We start from the raw sequence: 19,939 nt of genomic DNA, 5'->3' as shown, positions 1-19,939 counted from the left end.
GACGAATGTTGTCGACTACTGGGTCTATCTCGGCACGACACAGGGCGGGAAAGAGGTCGAGAACACCGGGCCTTTAGGAAATGTGACAACCTACACCACAACGAAGATTCCTCTCACCGGAGAGATGGTGTGGGTCAGGGTATGGTATCAAGATCAGGGTGGAGTGTGGCGATCCAATGACTTCTCGTACACAACGGCGAATACCGGAGGGACGACAACCACCGGAGGAACTACTACCACGGGTGGTACCACCACGACCGGTGGGACCACTGACGGCGTGACCCTCGTCTTCCCGCCGCCTGGCCCAGTCCCGCTCACCTCCTCAACACAAACATTTACGTGGAATGCGGTGGCGAATACGGTCGCCTATTGGGTCTACCTCGGAACGACGCAGGGCGGCGCCGAGATCGTAAATTCTGGCCCACTCGGGAACGTGACCACCTACACCACAACGAAGATTCCGCTCACGGGAGGTAGGGTGTGGCTCCGGGTGTGGTATCAGGACCAAACGGGTATATGGCGATCCAATGACTTCTCGTACACAACGGCGAATGCAGGAGGGACGACAACCACGGGAGGAACTACTACCACGGGCGGCACAACCACGACCGGCGGTACGACAACGACCGGTGGCACCACGACTGGTGGCGGAACAACCGTGACCACCGTCTCTCCGCCTCCAGGCGGGTATCTCGCCAGCGCAACGCAGACATTCACTTGGAGTGCGGTGACGAACGCCGTCGCGTACTGGGTACAGCTTGGTACCAAGCTGGGCGGGAACGATATCGAGGACTCCGGCACACTCGGCAACGTCACCACCTACACCGCGACGAAGATTCCGCTCACGGGAGCCACAGTGTGGCTCCGGATCTGGTACAAAGACGCGACAAACAAGTGGGGCATAAACGACTTCTGGTACAAGACGGTGAATAAAGGAGCTCTGCCCACCATAACGCTCTCTGCGGCCCCAACGAGTATCGCCCCAGGCGAGTTCTCGTCCTTGAGTTGGTCCACAACAAACGCAACCTCCTGCACTGCCTCCGGCGGCTGGACCGGCACCCGGGCTCTCTCCGGAGGCGAGGTGGTTAATCCCACCATAACGAATGTCTACACCCTTTCGTGCACGGGCACGGGCGGCACGACGTCGAAGGACGTGACCGTGACGGTAACGGAGTAAGCAGCCGTTTGAAGAGTCGCGCGATTTTGAGTTCTCGGTGACGCAAGCGAGGTGTTCAACAAACGTGCGTGGCGAGAGCGCGCCAGTCGGCGAGCGTAAGATTTTCCGCCCGGGCGCGGGGGTTAATACCAAGGGCATCAAGCGCCTCTCGCGCATTGGGAATAAGCGGCTTTAGATTCCCCGCGAGGAGCTTTCGCTTGTGCGCGAAACCAGCGCGGACAACAGCGAAAAAACGGCCTTCTACGCTGCAAGCATCTATTGTGTTCAACGCCGAGTGTTGAACATTTTTTGTGTACTCATCGAAAAAATGCCGCGAGATGTTTTCAACGACAAGTACCGCCGAGTCCACCTTCGGCGGCGGAGAGAACGCCCCCGCTCCAGTGCGCGCGACGATCCGCGGCGTGCCGTATGCCTTTACGCTAATGGAAAGCAAGCTCTCTTTGCCGTCTCGCGCGACGATGCGCTCGGCGACTTCTCTTTGGAGCATCAATACCATGCGGGAGGGTTGCGTCTCTGCACCGAGAAACTGCCGGAGAAGGTGGCCGGTAAGGTAGTAGGGAATGTTGGCGACAAGTTTGTATCTTGTATCTTGTATCTTGTATTTCGACAGGGCGAACGAACGGATATCAGCATGGACGAGCGTGAGACGGCCGGAGGCAATCTCCGCGGCAAAGCGCTCGATGAGGCGAGCGACGAGACGTGCGTCTTTTTCGACCGCGATGACGCGGCCTGCATGAGCGAGGAGGGCTTCCGTGAGAAAGCCGGTGCCGGGCCCCACCTCGAGCACCGTGTCCGCGCTCGTGAGTTCCGCGGCGTCAATAATGCGCGCGAGCGCGCGACGAGATGTAAGAAAGTGTTGACCGAGGCGTGCTGGCATATTCCAAAAAATAGAGAAGGTAGAGGCTATCACCTTCACATTGACACCAATTTTATGCGTTCGCTCTAAATTGGTGTCGATGATTAAAATCGTATAACTTTTTCATCCCCGTGTGATGCCGGTTCGACTACCTCCAGGAGCTCGTCACGGATGTCCGCGAGAAATTCTGACGGGAGCGCGACGTTTCGGGAGCCGAAGACGGTACGAATGGATGCACACGTGAGGTGCACGCGCTTCCGCGCTCGCGTCAGCGCCACGTAAAAAAGCCGCCGCTCCTCCTCGCGCTCGTCATCCGTCGCATCGCCGCTCCGCTCGTGCGGAAAAAGCCCACTCTCGAGGCCGGTGATAAAGACGTGGTCGAACTCGAGCCCTTTAGCCGCGTGCACCGTCATAAGGCGCACCGCGCTCTTCGCGCTCTCGAGCGTGTCTTGGTCGCTCACAAGCACCGCGTCCTCAATGAGCCGCTCGAGGCCCGCAAGCGGCGCGAGCTCGTCATACTTAAGGGCTAGCGTCACGAGCTCGCGGATGTTCGCCTCCCGCTCGGCTCCCTCCTCGCTGCCGTCCCGAAAATGCTCCGCCATGCCTGTTTTCTCAACAATGAGCCGCACAGTCTCCGAGGGCTTCAGGGTCGCCGCTCGTGAGGCGAGCTCGCTGAGGAGCGTCTCAAACTCCGCGGCGCGGCGCGCCGCGGCGACGGGAATTGCTCGCCCGGCAAAAAGTTTGAGGAGCGTCGCCCTCCCGATGCCGCGCGGCGGGACGTTGATGATACGCGCGAGCTCGCTCGCGAGGGCGGGGTCAGAGAGTGATGAGACGCTCCTCTGTGGAGTCTCGGCGCCGCCCGCGGGCGGCGCCGAGACGTCCTCGCCGTCGCTCCCCGTCTCCTCTCTCTCCCGCTCCGCAATCGCAAACGCCACTCTCGCATACGCGAGCGCATCTTTCACTTCCTTACGCTCAAAAAAACGTACGCCGACCACCTGGTAGGAAACACCCTCGTTGAGAAACGCCTCCTCAAGCGCGCGCGACTGAAAATTGGTGCGGTAGAGCACCGCGATCTCCTCAGGTGCCGTGCCGCCCTCGACGAGCGAGTGCGCTGTCCCTGCCACGAAACGCGCCTCGTGCGCCTCGTCGTAGCAGCTCGAGATGCCGATCCGCTCCCCGTCCGCATTGCGCGTGTAGAGCGTTTTGTCTTTCCGCAGCACGTTCTTCTTGATCACGTCGTTCGCCGCGGCAAGAATGGTCTTGGTCGAGCGGTAATTCTCCTCAAGCAGCACTACCCGGGCTTCCGGGTAGTCGCGCTCGAAATCAAGCAGATTCCGTAGGTCGGCGCCGCGCCAGGAATAGATGCTCTGGTCGCTGTCGCCCACGGCGCAAATGTTGCGGTAGCGCGCGGCGAGGAGACGCGAGAGTTCGTACTGCACGCGGTTCGTATCCTGGTACTCGTCTATGTGTATGTAGCGGAAACGCTCATGGTAGTGCGTGAGCACCTCGCGCTGGGCAGCGAGGAGTGTGAGCGCGGAGAGCAGCAGATCGTCGAAGTCGAGTGCGCGCTCGCGCACGAGGATACCCTCATAGCGCTCCCAGACGTCTGCAATGACGCGTTCGGGGTAGCTCGACGCTATCTCCGAAAACGCTGCGCGCGAGAGCGCATCGCCCTTCTTCCGCGAGATCGCACCGAGGATTTTCCCCGGGTCCCAGAGTTTTGGATCAAAACCGGCACTTTTCACCGCCTCGCGCATCGCCCTCGTCGAGTCAGCGCGATCCAGGATCGTGAACCGACGTTGAATGCCGATACGCGCGCCGTGCGCGCGGAGCATCAAGACCGCGAGGGAGTGAAAAGTGCAAACGATTGGAGAGTGGAAAGTAGAAACTGGAGAGTGGGAAATCGCCGACTGGACGCCAGCCGATGCAAGTAGAGCGTGCACGCGGTCGCGCATCTCGCGTGCCGCTTTGTTTGTAAACGTGATCGCGAGGATGTGCTCCGGACGAACGCCTTTCGTCACGATCAGGTGGAGTATCCGGTACGTGAGCGTCTTCGTCTTCCCTGCCCCGGCACCGGCAACAACGAGAAGCGGTCCTTCAGTGGCAAGGACCGCATCGCGCTGCGCTGCGTTAAGATCGTCTAGGTAAGACATAGCGGCGTGAAATAGCATCTCACTTAAACATACTCCTACACCGCAACCGCTCACTCCTTCAAATTTCACGCATAGCGAGAGGTGTTTAGGAAATGAAGGAGCCGAATAGAAAAACGCATCTGTTTGAGCCTGCAGGCGAGTTATGCGTTTTTCGTCGATGAGGCGACTATCATTTCCAAACACCGAAGCTCGAGCGTGAAATTTGAAGGAGTGAGCGGTTGCCCTCCACCACCCCCTACTCGCGCTTGAGGGTTGTGAGACGGCGGATGAGCTCTTCGAGTGTCGCGGTACTCCCGGCAATGAGAAGCGTTGAGCGATTCGGAAATGTATAGAGGATGGTCGGCTCGCCGCGCTCGTCCCGGAACACACGAACATCGTAATTTTTAACCACCATATCCTCAAAACGCGACGCTCCGGAGTAGAGCGTACGCCGCGGTAGAGACTCCTCTGTGGTGCTCGTGCCGATGCCGGAGGCAGTGGTCGTCGCGCCGTGCTCGAGCGCGCCGGCAGAGCTCTTGGGAAGCACCGGTTCCGACGCGCGAGACGCTTGCGACCCGCTCCGTCTAAAAATAGGCCCGAGGTCGAGCGAGAGTGTACGCTCCCAGTGAAGCATCTCGGCAAAGGCAATCTCAAACGACTGGACGCCGAAGGCGAGAAAGCCAGTATCGCCATTGAACGCATAAACGCCGAAGGTGAACGCCGGATCGAGCGCGCGACGCAGAGCCGCGGGCGCCTCCGGCGCTATGCGACGAAAAAATTCATCAGTCGTCAGCTCAACCAAAATCGCGCCTTTCTCCTTGGGGAGGAGCTGGCCGCGATCAACGAGCGGGATCGCAAAAACTGTATTGATCGGCGTCTTCGCGTTTTGGACCGCCTCGCGCAGCCGGGAGCGGATCACAAACTCGGTGAGGCCGCTCAATGTGAGTGGCGAGACGGAGCCGTCAACGGGCACCACTGCGTTTGCAACGGGGCCGGGCGCTGTCTGCGGTGCGGTGGGCTTCAGGAGGACAAACGCAACTACCGCAACCGCGCCGAGCATGAGGACTGCGCCGCCGACGATCGCGAGTGTCGCGATGCTGACACGCCGAGACTGCTCGACGGGCTCAATGCGCGAAGGCTCATTCCCCTCTCCCGCGGTACTCCGAGCGCGTCGGCGCCGCTCTTCAGCAAGTACGACCGTGCCGAGCGAGGTCTTTTCTCTCCGGAGTGTCGCCTCGATGTCGCGCTGCATCGTCCGGATCACAAAGCGTGGACCTTGCGCGGTTTCAAAACGCGTCTCTCGCACGTGCGGTACGAGTGACTCTACTCGAGGCGGCGCCATCCGTGCCGCCTCAAGCGCGCGCGCTGCGGAAGGTGCCTGGTACGGCGTTTCGCCGCGCTCATTACTCTGCTCCGGTGCCATCAGAGGTATTCTACCACGCACGACTATTTTTCCGCGCAGATTTTCCAGGAGAACACCGCGGTCTCTTTGTCAGTTTATCAGTGCCGATCAACGTAGCGGTAAATCCACTTATGGTGACCGCACGTGAGAAAGTAGATAGTGTTTTGGTCTCGAAAACGAAAGAGGATGCGGTACGTTCGGTCAATACGGAAACTCCAGTACTCCTTACGGCGGGGTTCCAGTTTTTCTGTTCGGAGTGCAGGATGAAACGGGTTCTGACGAAACACGTTTTCGCGCCGCTCCGCTTTCTTTTGCACCGCGCCTGGTAACTCACCGTAGCGCTTTTTGAACTCCGGAGTGTATCTGATTTCGAGCATGTTTAACTGCGGAGATCCTGTAGGCTTTTGAGGCGTTTCGTTTTACCGTGCGCAATCTCACGTTCCGCCTGATCGAGGCTCTCAAGAAATTCCGGGTTAAAAAAACCGAACGCTGCTGCCAAGCGCTCGAAGCGATCCGCGTCCATCTCCACGACGATTTTGTTTTTCTTCGTCGAAGGATACAATGTGAGTGGGAGAGTATTCAGTTGTACTGTTTCCGTCACCATGTATACAGTATAGTGGCTCGACGACAAAACGCAACTCAGAATTTTGCACAATGTGTTGTACGACGCCGAGGCAAAAATTGTCGCCAGACAGCTTCTGAGAGCTGTCTGGCGAACCCCTACGCAAACGATAAAACCGAAACCGGCAGCGTTACCGACTTCGGACAAACTTGTAAACGCAACACTTCTGGTCTACATATACATCCCAAAAGTGGGAGTCGGGGTTATCGTGCTCAAGCACACGGAAAAACCACATCGGTCGAAAAACGGGGTTTTTCTTCGGTCGATTTTCCAGTACGGGAACATAGCGAAGCGAGCCAAAAACTTTTCTACCAACGGATATGGTAGGTAGATCGCCGTAGGGCTTTTGTGAGAAAAACAGTACGTGCCTGTACGCTTCTTCCTCCGATAGTGGCATCGTCTGTGGCGTAACTGCGTGCCACTCGTAGGCAAGTGAGACGACATCGCCGTCAGTGGGGTCGATCTCGATGGTCAGATGGTCGTCCTCGACAAGAAGAGGGTCGGCAACAAAGAGAGAATCGACGCGGTGAGTCCACGACACTGCAAATCTCCGCTCGCCACGAACGGGCTCGATAAGTTCAACCGATGGCCCGTCCTCGAAGCTGTGCAAGGATTCCGCCACCCCGCTCGCAAGGCGCAGAAAACGGTCGCGTTCGACACACGCCTGCGCTCGTGCATACTCTCGGTCAATGAGCACGATATTAGACGAGAGGTCTTTCCGGAGCGCCCACGAGAGCGGCTCGCCCGTATCCGCGTCAAATCGCGTCATGAGCCGAAGGACGCCATCGCCTTTCTTGAGCGTTGTTTCCCATTCCGCTACGGTGCGCATAAGTGCACTGGTCCACCGCGGTTTACGCACTATAGGCTGCGTATCGCCACGTGCAAACTCTGGCCGATCGACAAGGAACTGTGCAAGAAACTTTCGATACGTTTCGCCTACAACGTCTGCGTGTTTTCTCACCTTCCTACTCCCTTAAAATTTTGAGCCTTCTTCGTATTTGAAACTCCGCTCATTACAATACCATTATCGGCTTTTAGTAGCGAGTGCACGCCTAAAAAACCGAACACCCGACAGCTCCTCGGAGCTGTCGGGCGAGTTGTGCGCACGCATCTCAAGTGGTCACGACTTTTGCGCGCATGTAGCCCATATAGCCTGCAATGTAGCAATCCTTAACGTACTCAACCCGATCCTGCCACTCCGGGGGAGCTGTGGTTATCTTGAGGGCCAAGATCGCATGGCACACGTTCTGGTCCCAAATGCTCTGCGTGTATGCAAAGTACGCGGCGTCAAGGACAACGCCCCAGTCCGTACTTGCGCTCTTCTCCTCCGCTATGATCTCCGCGAGCGCATCCCGTATTTTAGAGCGCTCGTCCGGCGACGCTACATCCCACCTACAAAGCAGGCCGCCCATGCCCGTCCAGTCAACACACTCCCGGGCAATACCGAGCGAAGTTCCGGTGAATAGTCCAATAATGTCGTCCTTCCACGTACTCATCCTTTACTCCCTTCGTGGTGAGTTACCGTTGCCATTACCACCTCCCCTGTTGCCTGAAAAACCATCGAAGCTTCTAACGCCAGAATGCCGTACTCACTTCCCCACGTCAAGTATTTTTGAGTTCTGATATCTACTTTTTGAGCTTTTCAAATTCGGCTCTGCGCTCCTCTGCGGTAAACGCAAGCGCCTCATCCCAAATATTCTTGTAGCAAAACTTGAGTTCGGGCCTGCTGTCCCACGCGACAGTCTCGCGCGCGAACTGCTCGCCGTAGAGCTCTACCAAAACGTCAAAAAGTATCAGAAAGAGAAAACGGTGCCGCTCGTCGCTTGTCGCCATCTTGCGCTCACGACCGTGGAGCAGACGATGTCCGAGCTCATGCACAAGCGATGAGCGTTTACGGTCGAGCGGGAGGTCGTGTCGGAGACTGAGCGGATGCGATCTTCCCCGACCATCAAAAACGATGGCGTTGATCGTGTGTTCATGAAACGCAAAACCGCTTACCCTCTCGAGTGTCGCAAGAATGCGCTCACCGTCTTCATTCCAAATCGCCTCGTACTCCGCGCGCCCCGCCTCATAATCCCCAAGATCGGAATCGACAAAAAAATTGATCTGCATGTTTTGAGGTTTAATCCTGGATTGCTTCGTCGCTCCGCTCCGCTGCGTTCCTCGCAAAGACGAACGTGAGTCGGCCAAAACCATGTTTTGCGTGTGATCCCCTGTTTTTCTCGCTCCTCTTGTTCACTTCCCCACGTCAAGTATTTTTTTAAGTTCTTCCTCGGGGATTTCACTCGGAACCCGGGTCTGCGGCGGTTCCTCGCGCTTTTGTTCCTCTTTTCTTTCTGATTTTTGATCCTGCTCGCGCATCGATTCTTTCTCGACGCTTGGGGCGCTCGAGCCCGCGCTCGGCTCTCGCGCGCTGCTACTCCCCGTCGCCTTTGCGAGCGCATCACGCAGGCCTGAGAGCGTCTCGGGCCGTGCCGAGCGGTCAAAACGGGGGGTGATGGGGTGCGTCGGCGGTGATATATTACCCAGTGCCGTGGCCGGAGCTCCGGCCACGCGATCGTCCAGCACCTTCCGCGGAAGGTGCTGGACGCGATCGCGATGCATACCATCTTCACGCATCCTGACGGAAGGACCCTGCTCGGCCTCGCCGCGCCGCGCGTCGCCACCTTGTTGAGGCACCTCTCGCTCCTGCGCGCGCCGCAGCGCGTCGCGAAGCGCGCCGGAGAAGGGACGGTGCGCCTCCGGTTCTTCTCGGTGCTCAGACGGTCGATATTCTCGGGGACGTCCGTCGCCGCGCACGGGAGCGCGCGGCGAGGAACTCTCCTCGCGCGCGGTGCGCTGCCTCTCATCCCGCACCTCACGAAACGGCTCGCCATGCGGCTGCCGAGGGCGATCGCTCTGGTGTGACTCACGAGAAAAGTCCTGCGACGCCTCACGCTCCAGCTGCAAAGTCGCTCTCCGCTCGCCGCCCGGCGGCTCGCCCTGTGGTGTTCGCTCTCTCTCGCCAACTCTCTCATGCCGCGGTTCTTCGCCGCTATCCCGCGAATATACGGCGTCTGGAGCACGACGCGTCGGCAAACGGTACTCCTCGCGAGCGCTGCGGGCATATGTCGGAGGTCGGTCATGAGACATACGTACCGCTCGCCGTGTCGCGCCGCCCTCAAACCCGCGTCCGCCCCCCTGCGGCCGCTCGGAGCGCTCCCCCGCGCCGACGTTCTCCGCTCGCGCACGCCCGGACTGCTCCGCTGCTACGCGCTCGCGATCCCGCTGCTGGCCCTCGTAGCGCTCGCGCACTTCGGCCTCAACTCCAGAGCGCGGCCGCGCAAACTGCGCGCGCGAATTCTCGATCACCTGCTCCCGCAGAGAGTGCTCCGGCGGCGCGATCGGCGGCAAAGTGACCGCAGAGAACGGCTGCGACGATACACCATCGATCATCAGCCGGAGATAAATCTGCGCGAAGCCGAGGTTTACCAAGTCTTCTGCCGTAAACTGCGGCGCAAACTCTTTCTCGAGCACCTCGGCGTCAAAGGCGCCGATGCGGAACACGATCATCGTGCCCACATTGCCGAACACCGCCGCCCGCACCTCCTCGCTCATCTGCTCCACATACTGGTGCGCCATGGTGAGGTTCAGCTTGTACTTGCGCGCCTCGGAGAGAATATCCGCAAAGCTCTCGTTCGCAAACGACTGAAACTCATCAACATAGAGATAGAAATTGGGGAGCTTCGTCATCTCGCGATCCGCTATATCCGCCCTCGAGAGCGCCGCAAGATAGAGCTTCGTGATGATCATGCTGCCAAGCAGGTTCGCGTTTCCCTCGCCGATTTTGCCCTTCGAGAGATTAATTATAAGAATCTTGCGCTCGTCGAGCATGGTCCTGAGATCGAACGTCGACGTGCTCTGTCCTACAATGTTGCGGATCAGAGGGTTGCCGGTGAACTGGCCGATCTTGTTCTGGATCGCGGGCGTTGCTTCCTGCGTGTAGCGGTCGGTGTAGGTCGCATACTCATCGAGCCAGAATGACTTCACCAGCGGATCTTTAACCATTCCCTCCACGCGATCCTCGCGCACGCTCCCGTGACTTCCCACTACTTTTTCGCGGAACCGCTTGTCCGTATACATGCGGTTCACATCAAGCAGAGTCGCCCCCGGGTACTCGAGGAGCGCCAAGAGCGTGTTCTGCAGAATGTACTCCATGCGCGCGCTCCACACATCCACCCAGATTTTCTTAAACGCGGCCATGAGCCCGCTTACCACAAGATGCCGCTTGTCGTAGCCGACGTCCTCCATCACGTTAAACGCGATGGGATACTCAAGGTCAAAGGGGGCAAAGTAGAGCACGTCTTTGACGCGCTCGGGAGGGATGTAGTCGAGGAGGAGGTCGGCTGATTTGCCGTGCGGGTCAACGAACGCAAACCCCTCGCCGTTCTTGATATCCTGCACCGCCATGTTCTCAAGCAAGGTCGACTTTCCCATGCCGGTCTTACCAATCACATAGACATGCCGGGTCCTGTCCTTTGCCTTGATGCCGAAGGGGATGTGCTTCCCGCGCGCGTCGGTCTTTGCAAAGTGGGTTACGCGCTCTTCGTTAAAATTAATCGCATGTACCATGAGAAAAGTATAGCACGCGCCCGCCCTTCTTGAGGGCGGGCTTCAAGTGTTTTCTGCTCGCGATCGCGCTATGCGCGGATCCGAGGGGGCACCAACTCACGTCCTGGATGGAGGGATGCGGCAAGCTTCGAACGCACGTCGTTATACAAAGTCACGAATGTCGCATACTCCGGCAGTTCAAGTAGCTGGCGTCGTGCCGCGAGCATAATGTAGGCATTCCGCAGCCGCGAGAGCCGCTCCGAAAACATCTCCCTCGTGTCTGCTGCGACAGAAAGATGCGTCCTCATTGCGGCAATCCTGAGTTTCTCAACGTCGCTCAACTGTCTACGCACGTCTTCGTCGTTGGGGACACCATCAGTATAAAAACCCCCCATCTTCCTTCCTCCTCTGCTCCGATACTCCGGAGTGTCGTTTGCGGACGTTCTATCCATTTGCTATTTGAGCAAATTCTTACTCATTTGTCAAGGCCTCTCGCGTATACTGATTCGCCGGATCCCAGAGCATCCAGCTCGTGAGAGCGCTGTCGTAGACCGCCTGCATTTCGGCGCGGATGAGCTCGGGGGTATAGATCGCGCCGAGGTCAAAGTCCTGGAGCCACGGCCGGAGTTGGAGCGTGCGTATCCTCCCCTCTGCTACGGCAGCAGTTGTTGAAGCTCTCTCCCGATACGAGACAACTCGCTCGACTGCTCTCCCCATCGAGTAGTGAATGACCTCATACGGTTCGGCGGCCGGATTCGCAAGTCCCCGGAAGCCGCGCGGGTAGTGCGACGGATAGACCATGGGGGAAATGTAGTCGAAATAGGGCAGCGCGTACTCGAGGAGCTGGCCGATGTTGAGATCATCCTCGTTCGTTGTGGTCATGCCGAAAAGATCAGCCGAGAGCACCGGTGCATGCTCCCCCTCGGGTACCTGCTCGACAAGTTCCTCGCGAAGGTATGCGAAAAAGTCGCGGAGCATCCGCGCATCGCCGCGCTCCGGGTCAGCGCGGAGCGCCGCATCGCTCCACGGGAAATAGATGTCGCCCATCGGGCCGTCTGAGGGATAGCGAATGTAGTCAAAATTGAGCTCATCAAAGCCGAGCGCATGCGTCTGTCTCGCGACCGCGACGATGTACTCCCAGTACGGACGCGCGCCGACGTCTATAAACGAGAGACCTTTGTTATCCCGCCAGAGCGTCGTCGTCGCGCTCGCTTTTGTGACCGCAAGCTCGGGGTGGAGCGCGCTGTAGTGCGGATCTTGAAAGACCGTAATGCGCGCGACCGCATAGATGTTCTTCTCTTTGAGGGTACGGAGAAATGCGCGCATATCGCGCGCGCCACATTTCGCTGAGACGCTCTCGGTAAGCATCGGGTGTGAGGTCGGGAAACCGATGCCGCCGCTGTAATCCTTCACATCAATCACCACAGCATTAAGCTCGGTCTCGTCAATCAATCGCACCAACCGATCGCGGAATGAGGGTGTGCCTGCAACGCACTGGCTCATGTAGATCGCCTTGAGGGGCTCCGGGGTCGGGAGGTAAATCGGCGGCGGCTCACGCTTCGGCTCAAGCGCCGGTTCGGCCGCCGCCTCGACGGCAACCCCACTCGCTCCCGCTCCTGCTGCCGCAAGTTCATAGCGCGTGCGCGCGACATCAGGTGCACCAAAAAAGCCGGCCGCGAGCGCGCCGGCAAGTACTGCTCCGGCAACAAAAGGAGAATTAGACGCTCGCCTCGACGGTGGTGGGTTCATGCTCGCGTGGAAAATCCGCTCTCTCAATAGCTGGCGCGTCGGCTCCTACGGTAACCGACGCGGGGCCCGGTGGTTGCGCCGCGTCCAGCCCCACACGATCCGGTGTGGGATTGGGCCATGCCTCAGCAACGGCAGGGGCCGTCACATGGTCAACGTCGCGCGGCTCGATCACGTCGGAGAGTGAGCGAGGGCGCGTGCGTCGAGCGCGCTTTGGACGCGCTTCGACAAACACCTCCGCTCTCCCCTCTGCCTTAAGCGCGCCTCTCAGAGCTCGCGCGCGCTCGCTCCGCACCACAAAAGCGATCACGAAACACGCCGCCCCCGCGACCGCGATGAACGCACTGTCGAGGGAGCGTGGAAGCCCGAGAAACGGGAGCACCGCAAGAAAAATGCCGATGAGAAATAGAGTGGCGTGGGAAGACATAAGCGAAATTACCAATTTCCAATTTTCAATTTCCAAACACGACGACGTTCGTCGTTTGAAAATTGGTTCATCCCGTTAGAAATAGGACGCGGACGCATATTGAAAATTTGAAAATTTATCCTGTATATGGCCATAGTATATATCGCGCGCCCCGTGCATGCTACTTTGGGGAGACGATAACGACGAACTCGCCGCGGACTTTGTCTGGATTTTGAGCAAAATACGCGAGCACCTCCGCGGCGCTGCCACTCACGAACTCCTCATAAATTTTGGTAAGCTCTCGAGCAATGACTACCTGCTTCGGTCGGTTAACAAGCACCGCCAGGAGCTGTTCGAGCGATTTCAGAATCCGGTGCGGCGACTCGTAGAAGACTACGGTGCGCTCTGCGGCCGCAATATCAGCAAACAGTTTCGCGCGCCCTTTCTTGTGCGGCAGGAAGCCGAGAAAGAGAAACTCAGACGATGGCACGCCCGCCGCCGAGAGTGCGGCGATAACGGCAGAAGGGCCCGGAATCGGAACCACCGTGACTCGATCGCCAAGTTTCTCCCTCACCGTCGAGACGAGCACACCCCCCGGGTCCGATATCGCCGGTGTCCCTGCGTCCGACACGAGCGCGAGATTTTTCCCCTCCTCGAGCAGCTCGATCACGCGCTCAATCTTTGGATTTCGCTCCTGCCGCTTGCCCCGACGCACCGTATCGAAACCATAGGCCATTGTCGACGTCGTGATCCCATGGCGCTGAAGGAGCTTCCTCGTCTCCCGCGTGTCCTCGCAAAGAATGAAATCTACCTCCCGCAACACACGCAGCGCCCGAAGCGTGATGTCTTCGAGGTTGCCGATGGGGGTTGCGACTATGTAAAAAGTTGACATGTTGCCCTTTGGGGAATTAATATACCCGGAGATAAGTCAGACAGAGCTACCAAACACAGAAGGAAACGACATGGCAGAGGCTCCAATCACTCAAAAAGTACCGGCGAACTGGATTGCAACAGCTTACCACCCATGGATAGGAGTTGTGATCGCATGTTCCAGTTGCAAAAAGCGCTGTAAATATCAGAACCCGACCGTAAAATTCTGCCCCCATTGTGGAGCGAAAATGCAAAATGCTGGCAAAACCCCGCTCAACTGGGGCAAGGCGCTCGATTCATTTTGACAAATTCAACAACAAGTACGTCAAGATAGAAGCACACGTATTTTGAACGCGCGCCAACGTCCCCACATCCCGCGCTCATGAAGAGTATTCTCCTCATGGGCGCTTTCGCTGCTCCGCTTGTTTTGCGATTTCTTAACGAATCTTATCGAAATCCGCAAGCGTGTGGTTTTTCTTCCTCGTTTGGTCCAAAGACTCCCCCAAGACGCCGTAGGGTGGCTGCTCGATCGGCTCAATGCGAAAGACAGGGGTCGCGTTGCGCACAACAGTAAACGACCGGCCGCGCCGCGCAGCACGTACAACTTTTTTCATATCCCTATGAAGTTGCTTGATGCCTATGATGCTTATGCCCATGAGTCTTGAGGTTAAAACACTTGAGGTTAAACAATGGTACAACCTTAGCGTAACCGCCATCCTGTTTTCGTCAAGCGATTTCAAAGCCGCGCGAAGAGCTTCCGCGGGCGGTACGTGAACGCCTCGTTAATGTGTGCCCCGGTGACATCCCTCTCGCCCTTGAGGTCCGCGATCGTGCGGGCGAGCTTGATCATGCGGTGGAATGAGCGCGCCGAGAGACCCCAGGAGCGCGCAGCATCAGTGAGCATGGATTTCGCCTCGGGTGCAAGGGGCACGTAGCGCGAGAGGTCGCGCGCCGAGAGCTCACTATTGAACCGAAGCGGCTTCGTCGCGCTTGCGTAGCGCTCCCGCGCGCGCTCACGTGCACGTCTCACGCGCTCGCGCATTAGCGCGGATTCTCCCTCGCTACGCCGCCCCTCGGCAAGCGCTTCGTAATCAATCTTCGAGACCTCGATCCAGAGATCAATACGGTCCATGATCGGGCCGGAGAGGCGCCGCTCGTAGCGCGCGATATGCTGCGGAGCGCAATCGCAGGGCTTCGCGGTACCGGCATTGCCGCAGGGACAGGGGTTCATCGCGGCGACGAGAATAAAATTCGCCGGAAAGAGCGAGGAGCCGCGTGCGCGGGAAATCGAAACGACCCGCTCTTCGAGCGGCTGGCGGAGCGTCTCGAGCACCTTCCGGTCAAACTCCGGAAACTCGTCGAGAAACAAGACGCCGTTGTGCGCGAGCGTTACCTCCCCCGGCTTCGGAATTGTCCCGCCGCCGACCATCGCGACATAAGAGGTCGTGTGGTGCGGAGCGCGAAATGGCGGCCGCGTCATTATAGCCTCGTTCAAGAGTCCCGCGCTCGAATATATGCCGGTGGTTTCAATCACGGCGTCAAAATCAAGCGGTGGAAGGATGCCAGCAAGGGCTTTCGCGAGCATGGTCTTCCCGGTCCCTGCTGGACCAAAGAGCGCGATATTGTGCCCGCCCGCAGCGGCGATCTCAAGACCGCGCTTTGCCGTCTCCTGCCCTTTGATATCCGAGAGGTCAATGTCCGGCTCGTCTACCGCGTCAAAAATTTCCGTCCGGTGCTGCGGCGCAATAAAGCCGCCTCGAGCGCTGCCGCCCTCGATTGTCTCCGGATCCGCCTCCTCGCTGAGGTGCCCGATGACCTCGCGGAGCGAGCCGACTCCGAAGACCGCAATGCCTTCGACAAGCGCGGCCTCGACGGCGTTCACCGCCGGCACATAGACTTCGCGAAATCCGCGGCGCTTTGCCTCAAGCACAAGGGGAAGTACGCCTCTGACTCCCCGCACCTCGCCATCAAGCGAGAGCTCGCCGAGAAAAAGCCGCCCCGCGGAATCGAACGCGATATCGCCTGCGGCGCGAAGAAAGCAGAGCGCAATCGCAAGATCAAAAAGCGGGCCTTCTTTGCGAAGGTCCGCCGGAGCGAGGGCCACCACAATTTTCTTATTGTACTGCTTCGGCGGCTTAAAGCCGGCGTTCTTGATCGCGGCGCTCACCCTATCGCGTGACTCCTCGATCGCCTTGTCTGGGAGACCCACTACAGAAAAAGCGTGGAGCCCCTTGCCGAGATCCACTTCCACCTCGATGATATGCGCCCTGAGGAGTACACTCTGTGCCGCGTAGACCTTCGCATAGGACATGGGGGAAATAGTAGCATGACCGCTTTTCTTCCCGCAAATACGAGGAACGTTTTTTAGCCCTACAACGGCGACGTGTGATGTGCGTGCACTAACGTCGGTGGTGTGGTACAAATCTACGCAGAATGCTGATACAGGAGTGTCGCTTAGAGCGTGGGAAGCGGCATAGTTACAAAAACTGCCTGCGCCCAATACCAAATAACTGCGAGGGAGATTTGTTATGAATTTTCTGGTGAATCTTGGCGGGAAGATTCTTTCTCACCCAGTCGGACTCGGCCCGGGCGTATGTAAAACCGTACGTGATGTAGAGATTGCTGCTCAATCGAAAGCTTCTTTCATCATACACGGCGCAACGACGTTCGATGAGCGGCACCAAAACGAAGGGGTCGTATACCACCGGCATCTAGACCGGAGGGACGGAAGTTTGCTGCATACGCAAAATTCTCTCGGCATGCCGAACAGAGGACGCGCTGCTCTCAAACGTGATATGCCGAAGATGGTGCGGATCACCCATGATGCAGGAAAACTGCTTTTTGAGAACGCCGCGGGTTTTACTCCGGACGAATCGGCAATCTTAGTCGAGTTGGCACTCGAAGGAGGTGTTGACGGTATAGAGATCAATGGAGGTTGTCCAAACGTATGGGTTGCCGGCGTCCAAAAACCAATCATGAGCTACAGCCCGGAGTCCATTGAAGCGACGCTCAATGCGATAGAGCGTCGTGTCGGCAAACCCGCGATTCCGGTGTGGGTGAAACTTTCACCGTTCGTCACTGAGGATCTCCTTGAGCCGATCCACTCACTCGTTACAGACCGGACGCCGCTCTTTGGGTTCGAGGTCTTGGAGCGCATCGGCGGCATCATCGCCACCTCGGAGTTGTGCGCTGGTGTGACTTTAACAAACACGCTCGGTAATACGCTCTGCCTGGCTGAGGACGGCACACCGGCAATAACCTACCTCGACGGCCTTGCCGGACTCGGCGGCCCGGCATTAAAGCCGATTGCGCTTGAAAACATCCGATTTCTGCGCCCGATGCTCCGGGAGGATCAGTTTGTAATCGGCGCCGGAGGTATCATGACATGGCGCGACGTAGCGGACTATCGCGCTGCTGGCGCGGATGCAGTATACGCCACGAGCGGCTACTGGGAGTTTGGCAATAAAATTTTTGATAAAATCCTCCTCGGCGCGATCGAATAGAAAAATAACCCGCGTATAGTGAAAATCACATACGCCAAAGGGCGCACGTTGTTTTGAGCGTGCGCCCTGTCTACGTATGCAGCAGCACTATGTAAGATTCACCGCATGATTAATGCACGCCCGCGCCGCGGGGTACGCATCGAGTCGCTCGAGCGGGATTTCCTCCCCGCCAGTCTCACAGGTGCCGTAGGTTCCGGCTTCGATGCGCTCAAGCGCGGCGAGCACTTCGGTGTGCTCGGCCTCGAGCTCGTTGAGGACCGCCCTGTTGTCTACCAGCTCCTCGATGTGGTCGGCAACCTCATTTTTATCTGACCGCAAGATGTCCATCGTGTCCTCCTTCTCCACCCAGTCAGCGGGGTTCGCCTGATTCTGCCGCCCAATGCCCGACATCTCGCGCTCGAGACGCTCTTGTTCTGCTAGCAGTCGCGTTTTATAGACAGTGTAATCGCATATCATGGCGCCATCGTACCACACGCCGCAATAAAACTCCAAGCAGTAAGCAAACGAGTTGCACGTGCTTACTGCATGCTGCTTATTGCTTGCCGCTTAACTTGTCCACAGTCAAGATTGACTCCCTCCCCCCTTCGAGTATAGTGGAAAATGTGACTTGCTGATTGAATGGACATATGGCTCAACAGGGCCATTTTGGAAGAAAAAGCCGAAATTCCCTAATCATTTGGCTTATTATACTCCATCCACAGGACCCCGGCGCGCCGACGCATGAGAACGGCAGCCGGGCGACAGAGCGGCTCCACAGAGCCACCAAAAGCCGGCACCCAAACTGCCGGCTGGTGAACTTTGTGGCCTCCTTGTTAGCTGCGGGGCTCCTCCTCGCGCCCGTTCCCGCCGCCGAGGCGAGTGTTCTAGGATTTTTCTCGTCCATCTTTGGTGAGCACGCCGCGGCAGAGACTGCCGATCGGGAGCCCCCCATCATCGCACGCGCAGATTCGCAGCTCCTGCCGCTCCTCTCATCTCTCCCCGTAGCGGATCCGGCACGAGCGCTTCGCGATGACTCAATCACGATCGTAAGCGGCACCGCGCTTCTCTCCGAGACTGGACCAGCAGACATCACAAGTGGTGACCGGCGAGGCGGGAGTGATCAAATCAGCATCTACGTGGTGCGGCCGGGCGATTCGCTCTCTGAGATCGCGGATATGTTCGGCGTCTCGGTCAACACCATTGTCTGGGCGAACGATATCGAGCGCCACGACCTGGTTCGCGCCGGGCAAACGCTCGTCATACTCCCCGTCTCCGGCGTGCGCTACGAGGTGCGCGCCGGCGATACGCTTAAGAGCATCGCGAGCCGCTACAAGGGTGATCTCGACGAGATCCGACAATATAACGACCTCGAAGAGGGCGCGACGCTTGCGGTCGGGGACACGGTGATCATCCCGGACGGCGAGATCGCACGATCTGTGCCCACTGCCGCCGCCTCGGGGCGCAGCGCTCGAAGCACCCCGAGCTACGAAGGTTACTACCTCCGGCCTGTCTTGAGCGGTCGCCGCACCCAAGGGATCCACGGATACAACGGCATTGATCTTGGGGCGCGGGTCGGCACTGAAATTCTCGCCGCTGCGGATGGTGAAGTAATACTCTCAAAGAGAGACGGCTGGAATGGCGGCTACGGCACCTATATCGTCATCGCGCATGAGAATGGCACCCAGACGCTCTACGCGCACAACAGCCTGAACGTGGTAAGCTTTGGCCAGCGCGTCGTGCGGGGGGAAGTCATTGGCTACATCGGCGCGACCGGCAAAGCAACCGGCCCACACCTCCACTTCGAAGTCCGCGGAGCGAGAAATCCTTTTTAGCTTTTAGCTTAGAGCTGTTAGCTTTTAGGGACAGCGTTCGTCGTGCTAAAAGCTCGTGTCTGACCAACGTAATCTATAAGCTATTGCATCTTGCGCCAACTTTTTACATAATACTGGCACCATGATTCTCATTCCAACCGTTATCGAAAAATCGCAGTTCGGCGAGCGGGCGTATGACATCTATTCACGTCTGCTCAAAGACCGTATCGTCTTCCTTGGCGGGCCGATCGAAGACTACTCGGCGAATATCGTGATCGCCCAGCTTCTCTTTCTCGCCTCTGAGGACCCAAAGAAAGACATCAGCCTCTATATCAACTCCCCGGGCGGATCGGTCACGGCGACGCTCGCGATACTCGATACGCTCAACTACGTCAAACCGGACGTCTCGACCGTCTGTGTCGGCCTGGCAGCCTCGGGAGCAGCGATACTCCTTGCCGGCGGCACGCGCGGCAAGCGCTTCGCGCTCCCGAACGCCGAAGTGATGATTCACCAGCCGTGGGGGGGCGTCCAAGGCCAGGCCGCGGACATTGAACGCACCGCAAAGCACATCGTTGAGATGCGAGAGAAGCTCAACAAAATTCTCGCCAAATGCACCGGCCAGCCGCTCGAGAAGGTGGAGAAGGACGCGGACCGCGACTTCTTCATGACCGCCGAGGACGCCAAAAAATACGGCATCGTTGACACGATTTATAAAACGAAACAATAGAAGATTGACAGGAGTGCCGCGCGCTGCTACACTTATCTCATGGATGTCCGCGAAGAGCGGACATTTCTTTATAAGCTCCAACTTCCAACCAACAAGTTCCAAACAAATTCCAATGCGT

At 58.1% G+C, this 19,939-nt stretch carries 19 protein-coding genes and 1 pseudogene; 4 read left to right on the top strand and 16 right to left on the bottom strand.

The annotated features are described in order from the left end of the window. On the top strand, nt 1-1,177 hold a 1,177-nt coding region (locus Q8R39_02720), incomplete at its 5' end, for a hypothetical protein (GenBank protein ID MDP3735316.1). Nucleotides 1,178-1,232: 55 nt separating this feature from the next. Here the strand turns inward: Q8R39_02720 and rsmA are convergent. The 15 genes from rsmA to Q8R39_02645 form a co-directional block, all read right to left on the bottom strand. Beyond that, on the bottom strand, nt 1,233-2,054 hold the full coding sequence (gene rsmA / locus Q8R39_02715) for a 16S rRNA (adenine(1518)-N(6)/adenine(1519)-N(6))-dimethyltransferase RsmA (protein MDP3735315.1): 822 nt from the start codon (nt 2,052-2,054) through the stop codon (nt 1,233-1,235). A gap of 83 nt (nt 2,055-2,137) precedes the next feature. Continuing rightward, the gene (locus tag Q8R39_02710) at nt 2,138-4,186 is read right to left on the bottom strand and encodes a UvrD-helicase domain-containing protein (protein ID MDP3735314.1); all 2,049 of its coding nucleotides are present in this window, start codon (nt 4,184-4,186) and stop codon (nt 2,138-2,140) included. A 235-nt stretch (nt 4,187-4,421) separates the two neighbouring features. After that, nucleotides 4,422-5,588, bottom strand: coding sequence for a hypothetical protein (locus Q8R39_02705; GenBank protein ID MDP3735313.1), 1,167 nt, complete (start codon nt 5,586-5,588; stop codon nt 4,422-4,424). Between the two features lie 77 nt (nt 5,589-5,665). Next, complete coding sequence (locus tag Q8R39_02700; GenBank protein MDP3735312.1) at nt 5,666-5,944, bottom strand: type II toxin-antitoxin system YoeB family toxin; 279 nt, start codon at nt 5,942-5,944, stop codon at nt 5,666-5,668. A gap of 2 nt (nt 5,945-5,946) precedes the next feature. Continuing rightward, the gene (locus Q8R39_02695; GenBank protein ID MDP3735311.1) at nt 5,947-6,171 is read right to left on the bottom strand and encodes a hypothetical protein; all 225 of its coding nucleotides are present in this window, start codon (nt 6,169-6,171) and stop codon (nt 5,947-5,949) included. Nucleotides 6,172-6,319: 148 nt separating this feature from the next. Beyond that, nucleotides 6,320-7,018: a hypothetical protein gene (locus Q8R39_02690; GenBank protein MDP3735310.1), complete on the bottom strand. Its 699-nt coding sequence runs from the start codon at nt 7,016-7,018 to the stop codon at nt 6,320-6,322. 283 nt (nt 7,019-7,301) lie between these two features. Then, nucleotides 7,302-7,685 (bottom strand): hypothetical protein, encoded by a 384-nt coding sequence (locus Q8R39_02685; protein MDP3735309.1) that lies wholly within the window; start codon nt 7,683-7,685, stop codon nt 7,302-7,304. A 130-nt stretch (nt 7,686-7,815) separates the two neighbouring features. Beyond that, nucleotides 7,816-8,301 (bottom strand): hypothetical protein, encoded by a 486-nt coding sequence (locus tag Q8R39_02680; GenBank protein MDP3735308.1) that lies wholly within the window; start codon nt 8,299-8,301, stop codon nt 7,816-7,818. 123 nt (nt 8,302-8,424) lie between these two features. Then, nucleotides 8,425-10,800 carry a type IV secretion system DNA-binding domain-containing protein gene (locus Q8R39_02675; GenBank protein MDP3735307.1) on the bottom strand — a complete coding sequence of 792 codons (2,376 nt, stop codon included), beginning with the start codon at nt 10,798-10,800 and terminating at the stop codon, nt 8,425-8,427. A 68-nt stretch (nt 10,801-10,868) separates the two neighbouring features. After that, nucleotides 10,869-11,231 (bottom strand): hypothetical protein, encoded by a 363-nt coding sequence (locus Q8R39_02670; protein ID MDP3735306.1) that lies wholly within the window; start codon nt 11,229-11,231, stop codon nt 10,869-10,871. Between the two features lie 19 nt (nt 11,232-11,250). Next, nucleotides 11,251-12,528 (bottom strand): putative glycoside hydrolase, encoded by a 1,278-nt coding sequence (locus Q8R39_02665; GenBank protein ID MDP3735305.1) that lies wholly within the window; start codon nt 12,526-12,528, stop codon nt 11,251-11,253. Next, complete coding sequence (locus Q8R39_02660) at nt 12,497-12,952, bottom strand: hypothetical protein (protein MDP3735304.1); 456 nt, start codon at nt 12,950-12,952, stop codon at nt 12,497-12,499. The genes Q8R39_02665 and Q8R39_02660 overlap by 32 nt, the downstream gene beginning before the upstream one ends. A gap of 160 nt (nt 12,953-13,112) precedes the next feature. Next, nucleotides 13,113-13,823, bottom strand: a complete 711-nt coding sequence (gene rsmI, locus Q8R39_02655) for a 16S rRNA (cytidine(1402)-2'-O)-methyltransferase (protein ID MDP3735303.1) — start codon at nt 13,821-13,823, stop codon at nt 13,113-13,115. A 415-nt stretch (nt 13,824-14,238) separates the two neighbouring features. Further along, complete coding sequence (locus Q8R39_02650) at nt 14,239-14,415, bottom strand: hypothetical protein (protein MDP3735302.1); 177 nt, start codon at nt 14,413-14,415, stop codon at nt 14,239-14,241. Nucleotides 14,416-14,537: 122 nt separating this feature from the next. Then, nucleotides 14,538-16,112 carry a YifB family Mg chelatase-like AAA ATPase gene (locus Q8R39_02645; GenBank protein ID MDP3735301.1) on the bottom strand — a complete coding sequence of 525 codons (1,575 nt, stop codon included), beginning with the start codon at nt 16,110-16,112 and terminating at the stop codon, nt 14,538-14,540. Nucleotides 16,113-16,329: 217 nt separating this feature from the next. Here Q8R39_02645 and Q8R39_02640 point away from each other — a divergent pair, with 217 nt between their 5' ends. After that, nucleotides 16,330-17,304, top strand: a complete 975-nt coding sequence (locus tag Q8R39_02640) for a hypothetical protein (protein ID MDP3735300.1) — start codon at nt 16,330-16,332, stop codon at nt 17,302-17,304. A gap of 105 nt (nt 17,305-17,409) precedes the next feature. Here Q8R39_02640 and Q8R39_02635 read toward each other — a convergent pair. Continuing rightward, nucleotides 17,410-17,520: pseudogene (locus Q8R39_02635) on the bottom strand (TraR/DksA C4-type zinc finger protein). Nucleotides 17,521-18,104: 584 nt separating this feature from the next. On the opposite strand from Q8R39_02635, the gene Q8R39_02630 reads away from it, so the two are divergent. Together Q8R39_02630 and Q8R39_02625 are read left to right on the top strand one after the other, a co-directional pair. Then, nucleotides 18,105-19,115 (top strand): peptidoglycan DD-metalloendopeptidase family protein, encoded by a 1,011-nt coding sequence (locus tag Q8R39_02630; protein MDP3735299.1) that lies wholly within the window; start codon nt 18,105-18,107, stop codon nt 19,113-19,115. A 121-nt stretch (nt 19,116-19,236) separates the two neighbouring features. Further along, on the top strand, nt 19,237-19,821 hold the full coding sequence (locus Q8R39_02625) for an ATP-dependent Clp protease proteolytic subunit (protein MDP3735298.1): 585 nt from the start codon (nt 19,237-19,239) through the stop codon (nt 19,819-19,821). The last annotated feature ends 118 nt before the right edge of the window (nt 19,822-19,939 follow it).

It is taken from the genome of bacterium (genome assembly GCA_030697645.1).
GTDB lineage: Bacteria > Patescibacteriota > Minisyncoccia > Phycocordibacterales > VMGT01 > JAUYPI01.
The sequence above is the reverse complement of the archived record's forward strand: the minus strand, read 5'-3'. Positions and strand labels throughout refer to the sequence as shown.